Raw genomic sequence first — 17200 nt, 5'->3', positions numbered from 1 at the left:
CGCTTGCTGCGATCTATTTCATGCTCATCGTACTGGTGCAGTTGCCACCAGTACAAGCCTTCATTGGCTCTCAAGCAGCCAGTGCTTTAAAGGACAAGTTTGGAACAGAAGTAAATATAGGGAAGGTAAACCTGGGTTTTCTGAACCGCATTATCATCGATGACGTGATGATGAAAGATCAACAGGGAGACAGCATGATCTACGCTTCGCGCATTTCTGCAAAAATAGATCTTCTGCCGCTGAAGGAAGGAAAGATTTCCATTTCTTCAGCACAACTGTTTGGATTGAATGCCAACCTCTACAAGCAGAATGCAAGAAGCAAGACCAACTTCCAGTTCCTACTCGATTCACTGGCATCTAAAGATACTACCAAGCATACTCCTCTCGATTTACACATCGGAAGCATTATCATCCGTCATGGCGCAATTGCCTATAACCAGCGAGACGTAGCAGCCATAAATGGTATTTTTTCGCCTAAGCACATCGGCATCCGGGAATTGTCAACACACGTCATTCTCGACCATATTACCGATACAGATATATACCTGGTTATCAAAAAATTATCTTTTTCGGATAAATCAGGACTTCAACTAAAGAATTTACGTTTCAAAGTAGATATTAACCAGCAGGAAGCCATCCTCAGAAACTTCCATCTGGCACTGCCCCACTCACAGGTAGAGTTGATGGATCTGCATGCCACCTATCGCATGCAGGAAGGCAAGATTGTGATGCCAAGCCTACAATTCAAAGGAGGCATCAAACCATCTCAGGTAACCCTTTCCGACATTGCCTGCCTTGTTCCTGCACTTAGGAACTTCGATGATGAGTTAACACTTGAGTGCAATTTTTCTGGCACCAGCACATCGCTCAGATGTCCGAACCTCAACTTCAAAACACGTAGTGGAAGCATCTGTTTCAACGCAAACGGAAAAGTAGCCAACTTCGACTTTGCCTCAAAGAAAGAAAAGGACAAGACGACAACGAATGGCTCAAGCGCAAGAAGCAGGAACGACCTCCACTGGAATGTAAACATAAACACACTTAAGCTATCAGGCGATGGTATCAGACAAATAGCCAAGAACTTCGGCAAGAAAATCAACATTCCACAAGAAGTATTGCGCCTTGGTGATATATATTTTAAAGGTATCGTTTATGGTAAAGGACCAAGTATCGGTACACAAGGCAACCTGCGAACCGATGTGGGCAATGCCAGTCTAAAAGCCGAAAAGAAAGGTGAAAATCTCTTGGCTCACATAGACACCAAGGGTATTCTACTTGGGAAAATAATCAACAGCAAGCAGCTAGGTACCCTGGCTGCCACTCTCGACATACATGGCACCAAGAAGCACCTCTTTGCAAAAGGAAGCATTCCTAGACTGAACTTCAACAAGTACAACTATCGCAACATCAAAATTGACGGAAGCTACAACCAGGGACTCCTGGAAGGATTGGCAGCCATTGCCGACCCTAATATCGACCTGCAGGTAAGCGGACAATACCATTTCAAGAAAAAGCAATATGCAGCTACAGCCAACATCAACCACCTTCTGCCTAGCATCTTAGGCATAAAGATGGCTGACCCTAGCTACACACTCGACAATATCAGTGTGAGTGCCAAGAACGAAGGCAGAGACTGCTACTTCGACCTGGAAGCTCCATTTGCAGATATCCACGTAAAGGGACAGTACGACTATGCAACTCTCTATCAGAGCTGCAAGAACTTAGTGGCCAGCAAACTGCCTACCCTACCAGGAATCGGCAAGATTTCGAATCAAGCCAGAAACAACTTTGCCATCAACCTGGAGGTTCGCTCTACCGAGATTCTCAGAAGAATGCTCGGCATTCCTCTCGACATCAACAATCCAATCTATGCTGATGGCATGATTTCCGATAAGGAAAAAGCAGCCAACCTCTATGCAAATATCCCTGGATTCGTATATAACGGAAAGGCATTCAGCAACGGCTTGGTTAATGTTCACACTCAGGGCGACACGCTGAAACTGAAGGCTAGTATCCAGCAAGGAGCACAGGGCACAGTTGGTCCTATCGTCAACATCAAGGCGGCAGCAGCCAACAACACCCTCGCCACTCAGTTGCATTACGACAACCGTTCCAAGAAACTGCCAGTAGATGCTACTCTCCAATCGCTGGCTCAGTTCTATAAGAATCAGAATGATGTATCAACAGCCCATATCAGCGTATTGCCATCACAGTTTAAACTTGGCGATAAACCTTGGGAAGTACATCCTTCAGAAATAACATACAGCAAGAATCATCTAGAGATAGATCACTTTGCCGTAAGTCACAACCAGCAGCACATCATCATCGACGGCCTCGCCACTCCAAACAAGAAAGACTCTATTGTGGCAGACCTGAAGGATGTAGACGTAGCGTATATTCTGAACCTGGTCAACTTCCATTCGGTAGACTTCACCGGAAGAGCTTCGGGCAAGGCTATCTTAAAAAGCATTTTAAACGATCCTGACGCACAAGCTCACCTGGACGTCAAGGAGTTCACCTTTGAGAATGGACCGTTGGGTATATTGCACGCCAATGTATGCTACAATAAGGAGCAGGAGCAGATTGACATCAACGCTGTGGCAGATGACGGTCCAGAACACCAAACCCTCATTGCCGGCTATGTATCTCCTAAGCGCAATTATATAGATCTTGGTATTGATGCAAGAGGAACCAGCATGAAGTTTATAGAGAACTTCTGCGGCAGCTTTATGGACAACGTAGAAGCTTGGGGCAACGGAAAGTTGAATGTCGTAGGCAATCTGAGCAACATCAACCTCGTTGGCGACATCGTGGCACATGGCAAGATGCACATGAAGCAGCTGAATACCGACTACACTTTCAACAGACTGCGTGCCCATGCCATTCCTGATGATATCCAGTTAAAAGGAGATACCATCTACGACCGCAACAACAACTTTGCCATCGTCAATGGCGGCATCCACCATAAACACCTCACCAAATTGAGTTACGACCTTGACCTGAAGACTCGTAATTTTCTGGGATATGACACCCATGAGTTTGGAGACAACACCTTCTATGGCACGGTTTATGCAACAGGCGATGTAGGCATTCACGGCAAGAGCGGAGAAACCATTATAGACATCAATGCAGAACCAGAAAAAGGAAGTATCTTCGTATACAATGTAGCCAGCCCTGACGCCATCAGCGATAAGAGCTTTATACACTGGCATGAGATTGTACCGGAACTTGCCGACAGTATCAACAGGCAGATGACACTCAAGGATCAAGAAGATAATGACGACATCGACTTCTCATCGGATATGCGCATAAACTTCCTCGTCAATACCAACCAGAACCTCACCCTGAAGCTCATTATGGACGAGCAGTCAGGTGACTATATCTCTCTGAACGGAAACGGTGTGATTAGAGCCAATTACTATAACAAAGGAGCATTCGACATGTTTGGCAACTATGTGGTAGATCATGGCATGTATAAACTCACAATCCAGAATCTTATCAAGAAGGAGTTTGAATTCATGCATGGCGGAACCATTGCCTTCGGTGGAAATCCATACAATGCGCCTCTCAATCTGCAGGCAAAATACACGGTAAACGGTGTACCACTGAGCGACCTCAGCATAGGAAAATCTTTCAGTAGCAACAACATCCGTGTAGACTGCCTGATGAATATCACAGGCACACCGGAATCTCCGAAAGTAGACTTCTCCATGGATTTGCCAACAGTAAACAGCGATGCTAAACAGATGATTTACTCTATCATCAATTCACAGGAAGAGATGAACCAGCAGGTACTCTACCTCTTAGGAATCGGCCGCTTCTATTCACAGACAAACAACAATCAGGCAAGCGAAGATGCTGCCCAACAGAGTCAGACATCATTAGCCATGCAGAGTCTTCTGAGCGGCACCATCTCACAACAGATAAACACTGTACTTTCCAATGTCGTAAAGAGTAACAACTGGAATTTCGGTGCAAATATTTCTACGGGTGACGAAGGCTTCAATAATGCCGAGTATGAGGGCATCCTGAGTGGCAAGCTACTCAATAACCGCCTGTTGTTCAATGGTCAGTTTGGCTATCGCGACAATGCGAATGCCACACAGAGTTTCATCGGTGATTTTGACATGAGATACCTCATTTTCCCGAATGGTAATTTGGCTATCCGAATGTATAACCAGACAAACGACCGTTACTTTACCCGTAACAGTCTTAACACACAAGGCCTCGGTCTCATCATGAAGAAAGACTTCAACGGTTGGCGTGACTTCTTTGGAATCAACAGATTGAAGAAGAAGAAAAAGAAAAGCGAAAAGAAGTAACGATACAAAAAGAAAAAAAGGCAAAAAGCGTAACTGGCACCGTCACAGTTACGCTTTTTGCTACCTAGATATTGCAATTCATTGCCATCTAGAACAAAAAATGATTAAAACGTCGGCAAACATTTGGCTATACCAATTATTTTTCTTACTTTTGCCTACGCATTGAGTTGAAAAATATTTAATTCAAGGAAGACTCGAGATTAACAGTGCTGAAAGGACCAGTCTGTATACAGATAAGTTTCCAAATAAAAGCAGCTATCTACTCGGGAATTCAGAAAAGAGAAATAAACAATTAAGTAATAACTAATATAAAATTTAGGAAAAATGAAGATTGAAAATTTTAACTTTGCCGGTCACAAGGCAATCGTACGCGTTGATTTCAACGTGCCATTGGATGAAAATGGTAATGTAACAGACGACACTCGTATCCGTGGTGCCCTCCCTACTTTGAAGAAGGTTCTCGCTGACGGCGGTGCGCTCATCATGATGAGCCACATGGGCAAGCCAAAGGGCAAGGTTAAGCCAGAGCTTTCTCTCTCTCAGATTGTAAAGAACGTTTCTGACGCTCTCGGTGTAGAGGTTAAGTTCGCTAAGGACTGTGGTAACGCTGATGCTGAGGCTGCTGCCTTGAAGCCAGGTGAGGCTCTCTTGCTCGAGAACCTTCGTTTCTATCCAGAAGAGGAAGGCAAGCCCGTTGGCGTAGAGAAGGGTACACCTGAGTTCGACGCTGCTAAGGCTGAGATGAAGGAGCGCCAGAAGAAGTTCGCTGCTAAGTTGGCTTCTTATGCTGATGTATATGTAATGGATGCATTCGGTACAGCTCACCGCAAGCACGCTTCTACAGCTGTTATCGCAGATTCATTCGAAAAGGATCACAAGATGCTCGGTTTCTTGATGGAGAAAGAGGTAAAGGCTGTTGACGCAGTTCTCGGCAACATCAAGCGCCCATTCACAGCTATCATGGGTGGTTCTAAGGTTTCTACCAAGATTGGTATCATCGAGAACCTGTTGACTAAGGTTGACAACCTGATTCTCTGCGGTGGTATGACTTACACATTCTCTAAGGCTCTCGGCGGCAAGATCGGTATGTCTATCTGCGAGGATGACAAGCTCGACGTTGCTCTTGACGTAATCAAGAAGGCTAAGGAGAACGGCGTAAACCTCGTACTCGGTACAGACTCTATCTGCGGTGACGACTTCAAGAACGATTGCAACACTCAGGTTTGCCCATCTAACAATATCCCTGACGGTTGGGAGGGTATGGACGCAGGTCCTGAGACTCGCAAGGCATTCGCTGCAGCTATCAAGGGCGCTAAGACAATCCTCTGGAATGGTCCTGCAGGTGTATTCGAGTTCGACAACTTCGCTGGTGGTTCTAAGGCTATCGCTGACGCAATCGCTGAGGCTACTAAGGAAGGTGCATTCTCACTCATCGGTGGTGGCGACTCTGTAGCTTGTATCAACAAGTTCGGTTTGGCAGATCAGGTATCTTATATCTCTACAGGTGGTGGTGCTCTCCTCGAGGCTATCGAGGGTAAGGTATTGCCAGGTGTAGCAGCTATTGAGAAGTAATCAATAGGTATCTATATACATAGTTCGGGGGCATCCCATTGCGGATGTCCTCGATTTTTCAGTTATCAGATATAGGTATCCTAACGAAGGTAGCCATATCCGGTACACACCTTAATAAGAAAAGATACCAAACAGACTCAATCGATCTTTCAAAATTCCCTTTAATCATTATAAAATTAAAATTTTAAATCAAATTCATGGATTGGATTATTAATCTTTTCACCAATACGGAGTCAGTGGCACACATCGCCCTACTCTATGCAATAGTGATTGCCATTGGTGTCTATCTAGGCAAGATCAAGATTTTCGGCATCTCGTTGGGTGTAACCTTCGTGCTCTTTGCTGGTATCTTGGCTGGACATGTAGGCTTTACAGGCCCAAAAGAAATCCTCACCTTCGTACAAGACTTTGGATTGATTCTCTTCGTCTTCATGATTGGTTTGCAGGTAGGTCCAGGTTTCTTCGAGAGTTTTAAGAAAGGTGGTGTAACCCTCAATATGTTGTCGGCTTCTGCCATCTTGCTCAACATCCTGGTGATGTTCGGATGTTATTACCTCTTTTTTGACACCAGCAATCCTAACAACCTGCCAATGATGGTAGGTACGCTCTATGGTGCCGTTACCAACACCCCTGGTCTTGGTGCCGCCAACGAGGCTTTGCTCAGCGTTTTCCCTAATGGCGCTCCTAGTATCGCCAACGGTTATGCCTGCGCTTACCCTCTCGGTGTAGTTGGTATCATCGGTGCAACCATCCTTATCAAGTACATCTGTAAGATTGATACAGATGAGGAGGAACAGCAGTTGAACGATGAGGACGCGGCTAACCCTCATGCCAAGGCTCATAATATGCATTTGCGCGTTGAGAACGCTTACATTACTGGAAGAACCTTGAGAGAGGTTTCTGAGTTCTTGAATCGAGACATTGTCTGCTCTCGTATTCTCCACGACGGAGTAGTAAGTATTCCTAACAGCAAGACACATTTCGAGGTTGGCGATGAGTTGCTCGTTGTTTGTGCAGAGGCAGATGCTGAAGCAATCAAGGCTTTCATCGGTCCCGAAGTAGAAGCAGAATGGGATCGCGAGAAGGATGAAGTTCAACATTTCGTATCTCGCCGTATCATCGTTACCCGTCCAGAGATGAATGGTAAGACCCTCGGTAAGATGCACTTCTCCAGTGTATACGGTGTAAACGTTACCCGTATCTCACGCCAGGGTATGGACATCTTTGCTGGCAGAAACCACCACTTCCACGTGGGTGATAAAATCTTGGTTGTAGGTCCAGAAGAGAACGTAAACCGTGTAGCAGAAATTATGGGTAACTCTGTGAAGCGCCTTGATGCACCAAACATCGCTACCATCTTTATCGGTATCATGGTCGGTATCATCTTCGGTTCTCTCCCATTTGCTATTCCAGGCATGCCTGTACCTCTGAAATTGGGTATCGCAGGTGGTCCGCTGATTATCGCTATCCTCATCGGCCGTTTCGGCTATCGCATGAAGCTGGTAACCTATACCACAACTTCGGCTAATATGATGCTGCGAGAAATAGGTTTGGTACTCTTCCTGGCAAGTGTGGGAATCAAGGCTGGTGCCGGATTCTGGGATACAGTGGTACAGGGCGACGGATTGAAATATGTGGGATGCGGTTTCCTCATCACCATCATTCCTATCCTCATCATCGGTACTATCGCTCGATTGAAGTTTAAGTTTAATTACTTTACTATCATGGGTATGCTTGCCGGTACTTATACCGACCCTCCAGCATTGGCTTATGCCAACGCATCATGCTCTAAGGAGGCTCCAGCCGTAGGTTACTCTACTGTATATCCATTGAGTATGTTCCTCCGTATCTTTACAGCTCAGATTGTTGTGCTGTTCTTCTGCGGAGGATAAAGGCTTACAAAAGTTAACAAAACAACTAGTAATAGTTATAAATTATAAAAGAGGTGCACAAAGATAAAAATTTGTGCACCTTTTTTGTTGCCTTTTCAGAAATTATTCGTACCTTTGAGCACAAGAAATAAACCTAATGAATCTATAGAAACATCTGAAGTTTCTACATGATAAAAGAGTATTTCGAAACAAGAAACAATAACCCTATAAAACGTTAGAAGCGTATGAAGAAATTGGGATTTTTGATAACCATGCTAGTCTTCACTTCCTTGCCCACTTGGAGTCAAGGAGCCAAGAGCATCCGTATTACGGAGGTGATGACCAACAACCGTACAAATCTTGTAGATGAGTACGGCCTGCACAAATCATGGGTGGAATTAAGCAATTCCTCCTTTACCACGTATAATGTGCGTGGTATGTTCCTAACCACCGACCGAAGGGTTCTCGACAAGAAAATGTCGCCAGAACTACGCCGCCAACTGATGTGTCCATTACCGAACAATGAACCCCGAACCACACTGGGGGGCAAGAAGAGTATCATCATCTTTGACAGCAGTTCCTGGTACAAAGATGGCCGTAACGGGCATCAATGGAAGGCAAAGGATTCTGCCAAAACGGGACCTTTTCATCTCAACCTTATTCTTCAGGAAAAGAAGACCAACTGGATTGCACTTTATGATGGAAATGCCGTCGACCTGATAGACTCCGTAAGTGTGCCGATATTGGCAGCCGACGAGAGCTACAAGTTGAGCCAGGATTTCAAGACATGGGATAAAGCCATTGCAGGTGCCATAACTCCAGGCTATCTGCCACAGCACGTAGGCTTGAGCAAGGCGCAGCTTCTAAAGAAGCAGGACCCCTACGGCATCGGCATAGCCGTACTTTCAATGGGAATTGTATTCTCTTGTCTCGCCCTGCTCTTCGTCGTATTCTGGGCATTCGGAGCCTACATGAAACACAAACAGCGCATTGCCCGCGCCACAGAGAAGCATGCCACCTTATTATATAAGACGGGTAAGAAGACCATCGAGGTAACGCAAGACCTGAGTCATAAGACCAACGTGATTCTGAAAGATGGTCTGAAAACCAAGGGAATCGATAAGGAAATTTATATGGCAGTGATTTCACTCGCCCTCAAGGAATATCTGGAGGATGTACATGATGTGGAATCTGGCATCATTACCATCAAACCTAAACAGACAAGATGGAATGCTCCGAAATTTAATAATATTAAGTAAAGAACGAAAAGTGAAGAGTGAAGAAACAACGTTCGGCGACCGAGGGGTAAGCCAATTCTACAGCTTTACACTTCATAGAGTTCAAAGTTCAATGTTCAAAATTCAAAGGATATGAAGTATCAATATACAGTGAAAGGTATCGACTATGAGGTCGAAATCCAAGATATAGAAGGCAATATCGCCAACGTAACCGTAAATGGCATCCCATTCGAAGTGGAAATGAAACTGCCTGTGAAGGCTGGCAAGCAGAAAGTGAAGTTGAGTGGAGAACGAAAGGAATCAGCACCGACTACCACATCGACCGCAACAGCCACACCGGCATTAACCACAACAGCAGCCACCCAACCTGCCGCTGCAGCCTCCGGCAAGCCAGTAGTAGCCCCTCTGCCAGGAACCATCAATGAAATCAAGGTGAAGGTGGGCGACAAGGTTAACACTGGCGATACCGTCGTGATCCTTGAAGCCATGAAGATGCAGAACAACATCGAGGCTGAGACTTCCGGAACCATCACCAGCATCAACGTGAACAAGGGCGATGCCGTGATGGAAGGAGATACACTGGTGACTATCGCCTAACACGCGATAAAGCAGGAACAACTATGATTACTCTTTCAAATAAGAAAACTAATCATAAAGTTCAATGTTCAACTTTCAAAGTTCAAAGTAAATTATGGATTTCATCATACAAAACTTCAATGAGTTCCTGACCTATACTGGCTTTGCAAATGCCACGGCAGGAAATCTCGCCATGATTGTAGTGGGAGCCCTCTTTATCTGGTTTGCCATTAAGAAGGATTTCGAACCGCTTCTTCTGGTTCCTATCGGACTAGGTATCATTCTTGGCAACATCCCCTTCCGTGCAGATGCCGGACTAGAGATTGGCCTGTACGAAGACAACTCAGTATTAAACATTTTCTACCAAGGAGTAAAGCAGGGTTGGTATCCCCCACTCGTCTTCCTGGGTATCGGAGCGATGACAGACTTCTCTGCATTGATATCCAACCCGAAGCTGATTCTGATTGGAGCCGCCGCCCAATTTGGCATCTTCGGTGCTTACATGATAGCCTTAGCGCTAGGTTTCGAACCCAACCAGGCAGCCGGCATTGCCATCATAGGTGGTGCTGACGGACCTACCGCCATCTTCCTGAGCAGTAAGTTAAGTCCTAACCTGATGGGAGCCATCGCCGTTTGTGCCTACTCCTACATGGCATTGGTGCCAGTAATCCAGCCTCCATTGATGCGTCTGCTCACCACCAAGGAAGAGCGTATCATCAAGATGAAGCCAGCCCGCCAGGTATCGCAGACCGAGAAGATTCTCTTCCCTATCGTAGGTTTGCTGCTCACAACCTTCATCGTACCATCGGGACTTCCATTGCTCGGCATGCTCTTCTTTGGAAATCTTCTGAAGGAAAGCGGAAAGACTACCCGACTTGCCAAGACGGCAGGTAGCAGCCTGAATGACATCGTGGTGATGCTGCTCGGACTTACCGTGGGATGCTCCACTCAGGCATCGGAGTTCCTGACACTTAATACCATCAAGATTTTCGCCCTCGGTGCCCTGGCATTCATCATCGCTTCATCCAGCGGTATCCTCTTCGTGAAACTGATGAACCTCTTCCTGCCAAAGGGCAAGAAGCTGAACCCGCTCATCGGAAACGCCGGCGTGAGTGCCGTGCCAATGAGCGCCCGCATCAGTAACAACCTCGGTTTGGAGTACGACCGCCACAACTTCCTGCTCATGCACGCCATGGGCCCTAATGTTGCAGGAGTTATCGGTTCTGCCGTAGCAGCAGGAGCCCTGCTTGGCTTCTTCAATTAAACGATAAAAGGGAATTTGCTCATTTGCAAATTCCCTTTTATCATATATAGGTTTATTACTTCTTTCTATCTTTCCCGAAAAACAGCTTAGCTTTTCCGGATTGTCATTTTACCTTCACGCGAAATGATGATTTCCACCTGATAACTCATACTGCTATCCGGCATCGCCAGCACCACTCTATAATGAACGCCATCAGCATCAACCTTTCTGAACACGATATCACTCAATATCGATTGCTTCAAGAACTCATGAGGGACCTGCTCCTTGAAATCCTCCTTGCGGAAATCTCGACCAAAAATCTTGCGGGAGCCTTGATAGATATTTACATTTACGATATTATCATGGTAAACATTATCAACCTCTACCCCATCATCGTTGTAGTTGCTCTTATAGACCTTGAAAGTTGTAGGATTCACCTGTACATACAGATGCAATTTCTCATCTCCAGCATTCACAACCGTATCACGCTTTACAAGCTTGTTCTGATTAAGTGTCACAGGCTGTTCATGAGAGAATTGCTGCAGATAAGATAGATCATCAGTCTTGACAAGCTTGACAATATCACCATTCTGAACCTTAAACTGGAAAATATGTGCAGCCTGCTTCATGATAGGATACTTGCTCAGATTAGCTCCTTTCATCACGAGCGTATCACCCAGAATGTAAAAGTACACAGGCTGGCTGGTAGAATCAGGATAATAGATTGTATCACCTTTAACCCGGAAGACAACATTATCCTCGTCATCTCCATCAAGCCAAATACCCTGCAACAGCTTCTTGGCAGTAGTATCCTCCTTTTGTTCAGGCTGTTCTTTTTCAGACTTCTGTCCACATGCAGCCACCCCCATCAGGAAGCATACCAACAACAAAATGTTAAATGCTTGTTTCATGTTAAATTTAATATTACTCAAAATAATCAGCCTCCTCAAACGCCTTTGCCTTATTGAGGTCTTTATCTGAGAGTACAACGTTTTCGCCCTCTATAGGCCAAGATATACCTACGGTTTCATCATTCCACCTGATACTAGCCTCATGCTGCGGTGCATAGACGTTATCAACCTTATAAGTAAAAACAGCCTCCTCACTGAGCACAAGGAATCCATGGGCAAAGCCACGAGGAATAAAGAACTGGCGCTTATTATCCTCGCTCAATTCCACCATTATATTTTTACCGAAAGTCTTGCTGCTCCGGCGCAAATCAACGGCAACATCCAGAACCTTGCCTTTGATAACACGTACCAGCTTAGCTTGTGAGAATTCACCTTTCTGATAATGAAGTCCGCGCAACACACCGAAACTAGACTTAGACTCGTTGTCTTGTATAAATTCCACATGATGACCTATATGCTCATCAAACTCTGCCTGTTTCCATGCCTCGAAGAAATAACCTCGGGCATCATTGAAAACCTTAGGTTGGATAATCCAAACGCCATCGATTTCTGTTTCTGTATATTCCATTATACCTTATTTATTTTTTAGGCACAAAGATAATGTTTTTTCTCGGAATGACAAAACAATTAGAACTTTTTATCATTCCGGATAAAATTTTCTTCAAAAACCGTTGGTCTTTTCCGAAAAAATAGCTACCTTTGCAAACGTGAATGAACTAAAAAGACATATAGAGATCCTACTTTTGAGCAACGATTGCGTGATTGTCCCAGAGTTTGGTGGCTTCATGGCTCATCATGTAGATGCACGTTACGATGGCAGAGACAACATGTTTTTGCCACCGCAGAGAACCATTGGCTTTAATCCACAGCTCACAATGAACGATTCTCTGCTCGCACTTTCATACGTAGAAACATATGACATCAGCTACCCAGAAGCGCTGAACCGTATTGCAGATGAAGTTGCAGAAATCAAACAGACATTGGAGAATACAGGCAGATTCGAACTCAACGATATCGGCACCATCATATTGAATGAAACCGGCAATTATACTTTCGAACCTTGTGAAGCTGGCATCTTAACACCTGAGCTGTATGGTTTAGGCGGTTTCGACATGCTTCCACTCGCACAGATTTCGAATACGGAAACAGCCGAACATACTACAGTCGTTGAGATGACTGCAGACGAATACAAGCCTGCTCAGCAGAGAGAGAGTTCCGACATTAAGAAAGAGGCAAACATTGTCTCTGCCAACAACTCCGTATTCATCAACGAAGAAGAGGAAGAAGAGAACTCAAGTACAGAATTTATCAGTATCCGAAAGAGTTGGCTTCGCAATATAGCTGCAGCCTGCATCGCCATCATTGCTTTTTTCACACTTTCTACCCCATTAGGCACTTCTAATGTCCAGAAGAGTCAAATCGACACAGGTATGCTTACCAAGGTAATGCCTAAGGAATTGACACAGCCTGCCCACGAGTTGGTATTAGCCAACAATGTTCAGGCTGCAGAAACCCCTGCCGCCAATACTGGCAAGATGACCCAGGACAGCGAAATAACCACCACATCTTCTGCCTATTACAGCATTGTACTGGCTAGCCGTATTACCAAGCGCAATGCTGCCACATACGCAGAATATTTACAGAACAAGGGGTTCAAGGAAGCTCGAGTACTTATCACCGATACCAATGTAAAAGTAATCTACGGATCGTACAGCACAGAAAATGAGGCATATACAGCTCTCAATCGCTTACACAGCTATGAGGAGTTCACGGATGGCTGGATTACAAAAGTAAAGGAATAATCAAGAAACAAAAGAAATAAAGAAAAAAACATATGAAAAGAGTACGCTGCCCGAAATGCGATAATTTCATCACATTCGATGAAACCAAGTATGAAGCAGGTCAAAGCCTCGTCTTCGTTTGCCCAAACTGCAACAAACAGTTTGGAATCCGCATGGGTGTATCCAAACTTCGCGAAACCCGCAAGGAAGAGACTATAGATGAAAATGCCAATGAAAACGGCGTGGGTTCTATCGTAGTTATCGAGAACGTATTCGCATACAAGCAGGTCATTCCACTTCAAATGGGTGATAATGTAATTGGCAGATACATGAAAAACAGTGGCATCAACTGTCCTATTGAGACTGTAGACCCTAGCGTAGACATGAACCACTGCGTCATCAATGTCAGCCGCGACAAAAAAGGACGTTTAAAGTACGTTCTCCGCGATGGTCCAAGCTATACAGGAACCTTCGTAGACAATGAGATATTGGGCGACCGTGAACGACGTGTCATCGAAGACGGTACCCTCTTCACCATCGGAGCAACGAGTATCATTCTCAGAACGGCTGATAGCGAAGAAAAATAAAAGAAAAAATAGAAGACAAGATAAAATGAAAGAAAAACCGTCTTTATTATCCCGAATGGTGATAATAAAGACGGTTTTTCTGTCCCTTTTACTAACTATCTGCAAGAATTTTCCTTGTTTCCGTAATCTTTTTGCTAATATTTTCTTTAAATTGAAAGAAAATATGTACCTTTGCAACTGAAAATTAGAAACACGTTAGGTTATGGATGTAGCAATCGTAAAATACAATGCCGGAAACATCTATTCGGTAGTCAACGCCATGAAGCGTTTAGGGATTGAGCCTATGCTCACCGATGATGCCGAAATACTTCAGAAAGCAGACCGTGTACTCTTCCCGGGACAAGGTCAAGCTAGAGAAGCCATGGATTATCTAAAGGCACACAAACTGGATCAAGTGATAAAAAACTTGAAACAACCCGTCCTGGGCATCTGCGTAGGGCAGCAACTGTTGTGCCGTCACTCGGAGGAAGGCAATGTAGACTGCATCGGCATCTTTGATGTAGATGTAAAGCGTTTTCAACCGCAGAAGCATGAAGACAAAGTGCCAGCTATGGGATGGAATGAGATTTACGATTTGAAAACAGACCTTTATAGGGGATTCAGCAACAGAATTGACGAAACAGACGAAGTCATTTCAGATGCCTTATCACATCCCTACTCTTATTTCGTACATAGTTATTATGTACCTCTCTGCGAGGAGACAATCGCCAAGGCAGATTATATTCTTCCCTACAGCGCATCGCTCCACAAAGACAATTTCTTCACTTGCCAATTTCATCCGGAAAAAAGCAGCAAGGTGGGAGAACAGATTATAAAGAACTTCTTAGAGATAAAAGAAATATGATAGAATTAATTCCAGCCATCGACTTGATTAATGGTCAGTGTGTCAGACTTACCAAGGGCGACTACGACCAGAAAAAAGTCTACAATGATAATCCTGCCGAAGTGGCTAAACAATTTGAAAGTCTGGGATTTAAGAGACTTCATGTAGTAGACCTGGACGGTGCCAAATCAAAGCACATCGTGAATGATGCCGTACTGAAAGCCATCACTGCAGAGACAAATCTTGTGGTTGATTTTGGCGGTGGCATCAAGACCGAGGAAGATATAGAGAAGGCTTTTGCCGCTGGGGCAACGATGGTAACAGTGGGTAGTATCGCCGTGACCAATCCCGACCTTTTTATGGAATGGCTGGACAAGTATGGAGCAGATAAACTCATTCTGGGAGCCGATGTAAGAAACGGCAAGATTTCCATCAATGGCTGGAAAGAAGATTCTTCAGAAGACCTTCTTCCATTCCTCAAGAAGTACATTGATAAAGGAGTGCGCTACGTACTCTGCACGGAAATCAGCAAGGACGGAACCTTACAGGGTCCAGCCATCGACCTATATAAAAAGGTTATGGAAACCTATCCTCAGTTGCATCTCATCGCTTCTGGCGGTGTAAGCTGCAATGAAGACATACTGGCTTTGGAAGCCACTGGCATTCCTGCCGTAGTCTTTGGAAAAGCATTCTACGAGGGTAAAATCAATATTGAAAAGCTGGTTGTTAGTGATTAGTTGTTAGTGATTAGTGATTAGCTAGGAGTTAAGTAATCATAAAGTTCAAAGTCCAATGTTCAAAGTTCAAAGTAAAAAAGGCTTGGCAAAACGAATCGTCCCTTGCCTCGATGTCAAGAACGGAGAGACAGTAAAGGGTACCAACTTCGTCAACCTCCGTAGTGCAGGCGATCCAGTAGAACTGGGTAAAGCCTATAGCGATGCTGGAGCCGACGAACTCGTCTTTCTCGACATTACTGCCAGCTTCGAAGAGCGCAAGACCTTTACCGATATGGTGACTCGTGTGGCTGCCGAAATCAACATTCCATTTACTGTGGGCGGTGGCATCAACGAGCTTAAAGACGTTGATCGTCTATTGAATGCGGGAGCCGACAAGGTGAGCATCAACAGTGCTGCCATCCGACATCCTGAACTCATCAATGAGATAGCCAATCATTACGGTTCTCAGGTTTGCGTATGCGCCATTGATGCCCGCCTGGATGCAGATGGATGGCATTGCTACGTGAAGGGTGGCCGAGAACGGGTAGAACTTGGCTTGTTCGACTGGGCAAAGGAAGTAGCCGACCGCGGTGCTGGCGAGATTCTCTTCACCAGTATGGATCATGACGGCGTAAAGCAAGGTTTTGCCAACGAAGCTCTTGCCCGACTGGCCGAAGAGGTAAGTATCCCAATCATCGCATCAGGTGGCGCAGGCAAGATGGAGCATTTCCGTGATGCATTCACATTAGGAAAAGCTGATGCAGCCTTGGCAGCCAGCGTCTTCCACTTTGGCGAAATCGCCATTCCTGACCTCAAGCACTACTTGAGAGAAGAAGGTATCAACGTGAGAATATAAAAAGAAAATAACCTGTTTAAACAAGATACAATGGAAATAGATTTTGAAAAAATGGGTGGACTTGTTCCGGCAATCATCCAGGACGCAGTAACCAAAAACGTCTTGATGCTTGGCTTCATGAACAAGGAAGCATACGATAAAACCATAGAAACAAAGAAGGTAACCTTCTGGAGCCGCTCCAGAAACTGCCTTTGGACAAAAGGCGAGACATCAGGAAATTTCCTCAACCTCGTCAGCATCCAGAACGATTGCGATAACGACACCTTATTGGTAAAGGTACATCCAGACGGACCTACCTGCCACAAGGGTACAGATACTTGCTGGGCAGAAGAGAACACTCTGAATCCGATTCTCTTCCTGTCAGAACTTCAAGACTTCATTGATAAGCGCCATGAAGAGATGCCAGAAGGCAGCTATACAACAAGTCTTTTCAAGAAAGGCGTTAACAAAATGGCACAAAAGGTTGGAGAAGAAGCAGTTGAGACTATCATCGAAGCCACAAACGGCAATGACGAAAAGCTCATCTACGAAAGTTCAGACCTCCTCTACCATCTCATCGTATTGCTCACCAGCAAGGGCTTGAGCATAGAAGATGTAGTGAAGGAATTACAGATGCGCCACGACCCGGAATGGGATAAGAAACGCCGCATAGCCAAAAGCAAGGGCGAGATGAAATAAACCAATAACAAAGAGAAAAAATTAGG

The 17200-nt window shown here is 44.9% G+C and carries 14 protein-coding genes; 12 read left to right on the top strand and 2 right to left on the bottom strand.

Annotation, left to right across the window (positions count from 1 at the left end; genetic code table 11):
• Positions 1–20: 20 nt before the first annotated feature.
• The 6 genes from ACQRBJ_RS07930 to ACQRBJ_RS07905 all read left to right on the top strand — a co-directional run bounded on the left by ACQRBJ_RS07930 (position 21) and on the right by ACQRBJ_RS07905 (position 10843).
• On the top strand, positions 21–4322 hold the full coding sequence (locus ACQRBJ_RS07930; RefSeq protein WP_445303293.1) for a translocation/assembly module TamB domain-containing protein: 4302 nt from the start codon (positions 21–23) through the stop codon (positions 4320–4322).
• A gap of 324 nt (positions 4323–4646) precedes the next feature.
• Positions 4647–5894: a phosphoglycerate kinase gene (locus ACQRBJ_RS07925; protein WP_294968185.1), complete on the top strand. Its 1248-nt coding sequence runs from the start codon at positions 4647–4649 to the stop codon at positions 5892–5894.
• Between the two features lie 197 nt (positions 5895–6091).
• A complete protein-coding gene (locus ACQRBJ_RS07920) occupies positions 6092–7786 on the top strand; it encodes a putative transporter (protein WP_295347418.1) in 1695 nt (564 codons plus the stop codon).
• 224 nt (positions 7787–8010) lie between these two features.
• Positions 8011–9024 (top strand): OadG family protein, encoded by a 1014-nt coding sequence (locus ACQRBJ_RS07915; RefSeq protein ID WP_295347416.1) that lies wholly within the window; start codon positions 8011–8013, stop codon positions 9022–9024.
• Positions 9025–9135: 111 nt separating this feature from the next.
• Complete coding sequence (locus ACQRBJ_RS07910) at positions 9136–9600, top strand: biotin/lipoyl-containing protein (protein WP_295347414.1); 465 nt, start codon at positions 9136–9138, stop codon at positions 9598–9600.
• A gap of 94 nt (positions 9601–9694) precedes the next feature.
• The gene (locus ACQRBJ_RS07905) at positions 9695–10843 is read left to right on the top strand and encodes a sodium ion-translocating decarboxylase subunit beta (RefSeq protein WP_445303292.1); all 1149 of its coding nucleotides are present in this window, start codon (positions 9695–9697) and stop codon (positions 10841–10843) included.
• A gap of 86 nt (positions 10844–10929) precedes the next feature.
• Here the strand turns inward: ACQRBJ_RS07905 and ACQRBJ_RS07900 are convergent, their stop codons facing one another.
• Both ACQRBJ_RS07900 and rfbC read right to left on the bottom strand, forming a co-directional pair.
• A complete protein-coding gene (locus ACQRBJ_RS07900; RefSeq protein WP_295347412.1) occupies positions 10930–11733 on the bottom strand; it encodes a DUF4738 domain-containing protein in 804 nt (267 codons plus the stop codon).
• Positions 11734–11746: 13 nt separating this feature from the next.
• The gene (gene rfbC, locus ACQRBJ_RS07895; RefSeq protein WP_445303291.1) at positions 11747–12301 is read right to left on the bottom strand and encodes a dTDP-4-dehydrorhamnose 3,5-epimerase; all 555 of its coding nucleotides are present in this window, start codon (positions 12299–12301) and stop codon (positions 11747–11749) included.
• A 139-nt stretch (positions 12302–12440) separates the two neighbouring features.
• On the opposite strand from rfbC, the gene ACQRBJ_RS07890 reads away from it, so the two are divergent.
• The 6 genes from ACQRBJ_RS07890 (at position 12441) to hisIE (ending at position 17174) form a co-directional block, all read left to right on the top strand.
• On the top strand, positions 12441–13535 hold the full coding sequence (locus tag ACQRBJ_RS07890) for an SPOR domain-containing protein (protein WP_445303290.1): 1095 nt from the start codon (positions 12441–12443) through the stop codon (positions 13533–13535).
• Positions 13536–13567: 32 nt separating this feature from the next.
• Entirely contained in the window at positions 13568–14101 is a 534-nt protein-coding gene (locus ACQRBJ_RS07885) for an FHA domain-containing protein (protein WP_153122835.1), read from the top strand.
• 202 nt (positions 14102–14303) lie between these two features.
• Positions 14304–14945, top strand: a complete 642-nt coding sequence (gene hisH / locus ACQRBJ_RS07880) for an imidazole glycerol phosphate synthase subunit HisH (RefSeq protein ID WP_445303289.1) — start codon at positions 14304–14306, stop codon at positions 14943–14945.
• Positions 14942–15661, top strand: coding sequence for a 1-(5-phosphoribosyl)-5-[(5-phosphoribosylamino)methylideneamino]imidazole-4-carboxamide isomerase (gene hisA, locus ACQRBJ_RS07875; RefSeq protein WP_294968155.1), 720 nt, complete (start codon positions 14942–14944; stop codon positions 15659–15661). The genes hisH and hisA overlap by 4 nt, the downstream gene beginning before the upstream one ends.
• A 55-nt stretch (positions 15662–15716) precedes the next feature.
• Positions 15717–16496, top strand: a complete 780-nt coding sequence (gene hisF / locus ACQRBJ_RS07870; RefSeq protein WP_153122829.1) for an imidazole glycerol phosphate synthase subunit HisF — start codon at positions 15717–15719, stop codon at positions 16494–16496.
• A 12-nt stretch (positions 16497–16508) separates the two neighbouring features.
• Entirely contained in the window at positions 16509–17174 is a 666-nt protein-coding gene (gene hisIE / locus ACQRBJ_RS07865) for a bifunctional phosphoribosyl-AMP cyclohydrolase/phosphoribosyl-ATP diphosphatase HisIE (protein ID WP_445303313.1), read from the top strand.
• Positions 17175–17200: the final 26 nt, after the last annotated feature.

The sequence above is a fragment of the Prevotella sp. SGI.167 genome, assembly GCF_050313615.1.
In the GTDB taxonomy this organism is placed as follows: domain Bacteria; phylum Bacteroidota; class Bacteroidia; order Bacteroidales; family Bacteroidaceae; genus Prevotella.
Note: the sequence above shows the minus strand (reverse complement) of the source record. Positions and strands in the feature narration are given on the sequence as shown.

Bases quoted from the DNA above. Each gene is read 5' to 3' on its own strand.
- ACQRBJ_RS07920 (WP_295347418.1), top strand. From the start codon at position 6,092: ATGGATTGGATTATTAATCTTTTCACCAATACGGAGTCAGTGGCACAC.
- ACQRBJ_RS07905 (WP_445303292.1), top strand. From the start codon at position 9,695: ATGGATTTCATCATACAAAACTTCAATGAGTTCCTGACCTATACTGGC.
- hisF (WP_153122829.1), top strand. From the start codon at position 15,717: ATGTTCAAAGTTCAAAGTAAAAAAGGCTTGGCAAAACGAATCGTCCCT.
- ACQRBJ_RS07925 (WP_294968185.1), top strand. From the start codon at position 4,647: ATGAAGATTGAAAATTTTAACTTTGCCGGTCACAAGGCAATCGTACGC.
- hisH (WP_445303289.1), top strand. From the start codon at position 14,304: ATGGATGTAGCAATCGTAAAATACAATGCCGGAAACATCTATTCGGTA.
- ACQRBJ_RS07915 (WP_295347416.1), top strand. From the start codon at position 8,011: ATGAAGAAATTGGGATTTTTGATAACCATGCTAGTCTTCACTTCCTTG.
- ACQRBJ_RS07910 (WP_295347414.1), top strand. From the start codon at position 9,136: ATGAAGTATCAATATACAGTGAAAGGTATCGACTATGAGGTCGAAATC.
- rfbC (WP_445303291.1), bottom strand. From the start codon at position 12,301: ATGGAATATACAGAAACAGAAATCGATGGCGTTTGGATTATCCAACCT.
- hisA (WP_294968155.1), top strand. From the start codon at position 14,942: ATGATAGAATTAATTCCAGCCATCGACTTGATTAATGGTCAGTGTGTC.
- ACQRBJ_RS07885 (WP_153122835.1), top strand. From the start codon at position 13,568: ATGAAAAGAGTACGCTGCCCGAAATGCGATAATTTCATCACATTCGAT.
- ACQRBJ_RS07900 (WP_295347412.1), bottom strand. From the start codon at position 11,733: ATGAAACAAGCATTTAACATTTTGTTGTTGGTATGCTTCCTGATGGGG.
- ACQRBJ_RS07930 (WP_445303293.1), top strand. From the start codon at position 21: ATGCTCATCGTACTGGTGCAGTTGCCACCAGTACAAGCCTTCATTGGC.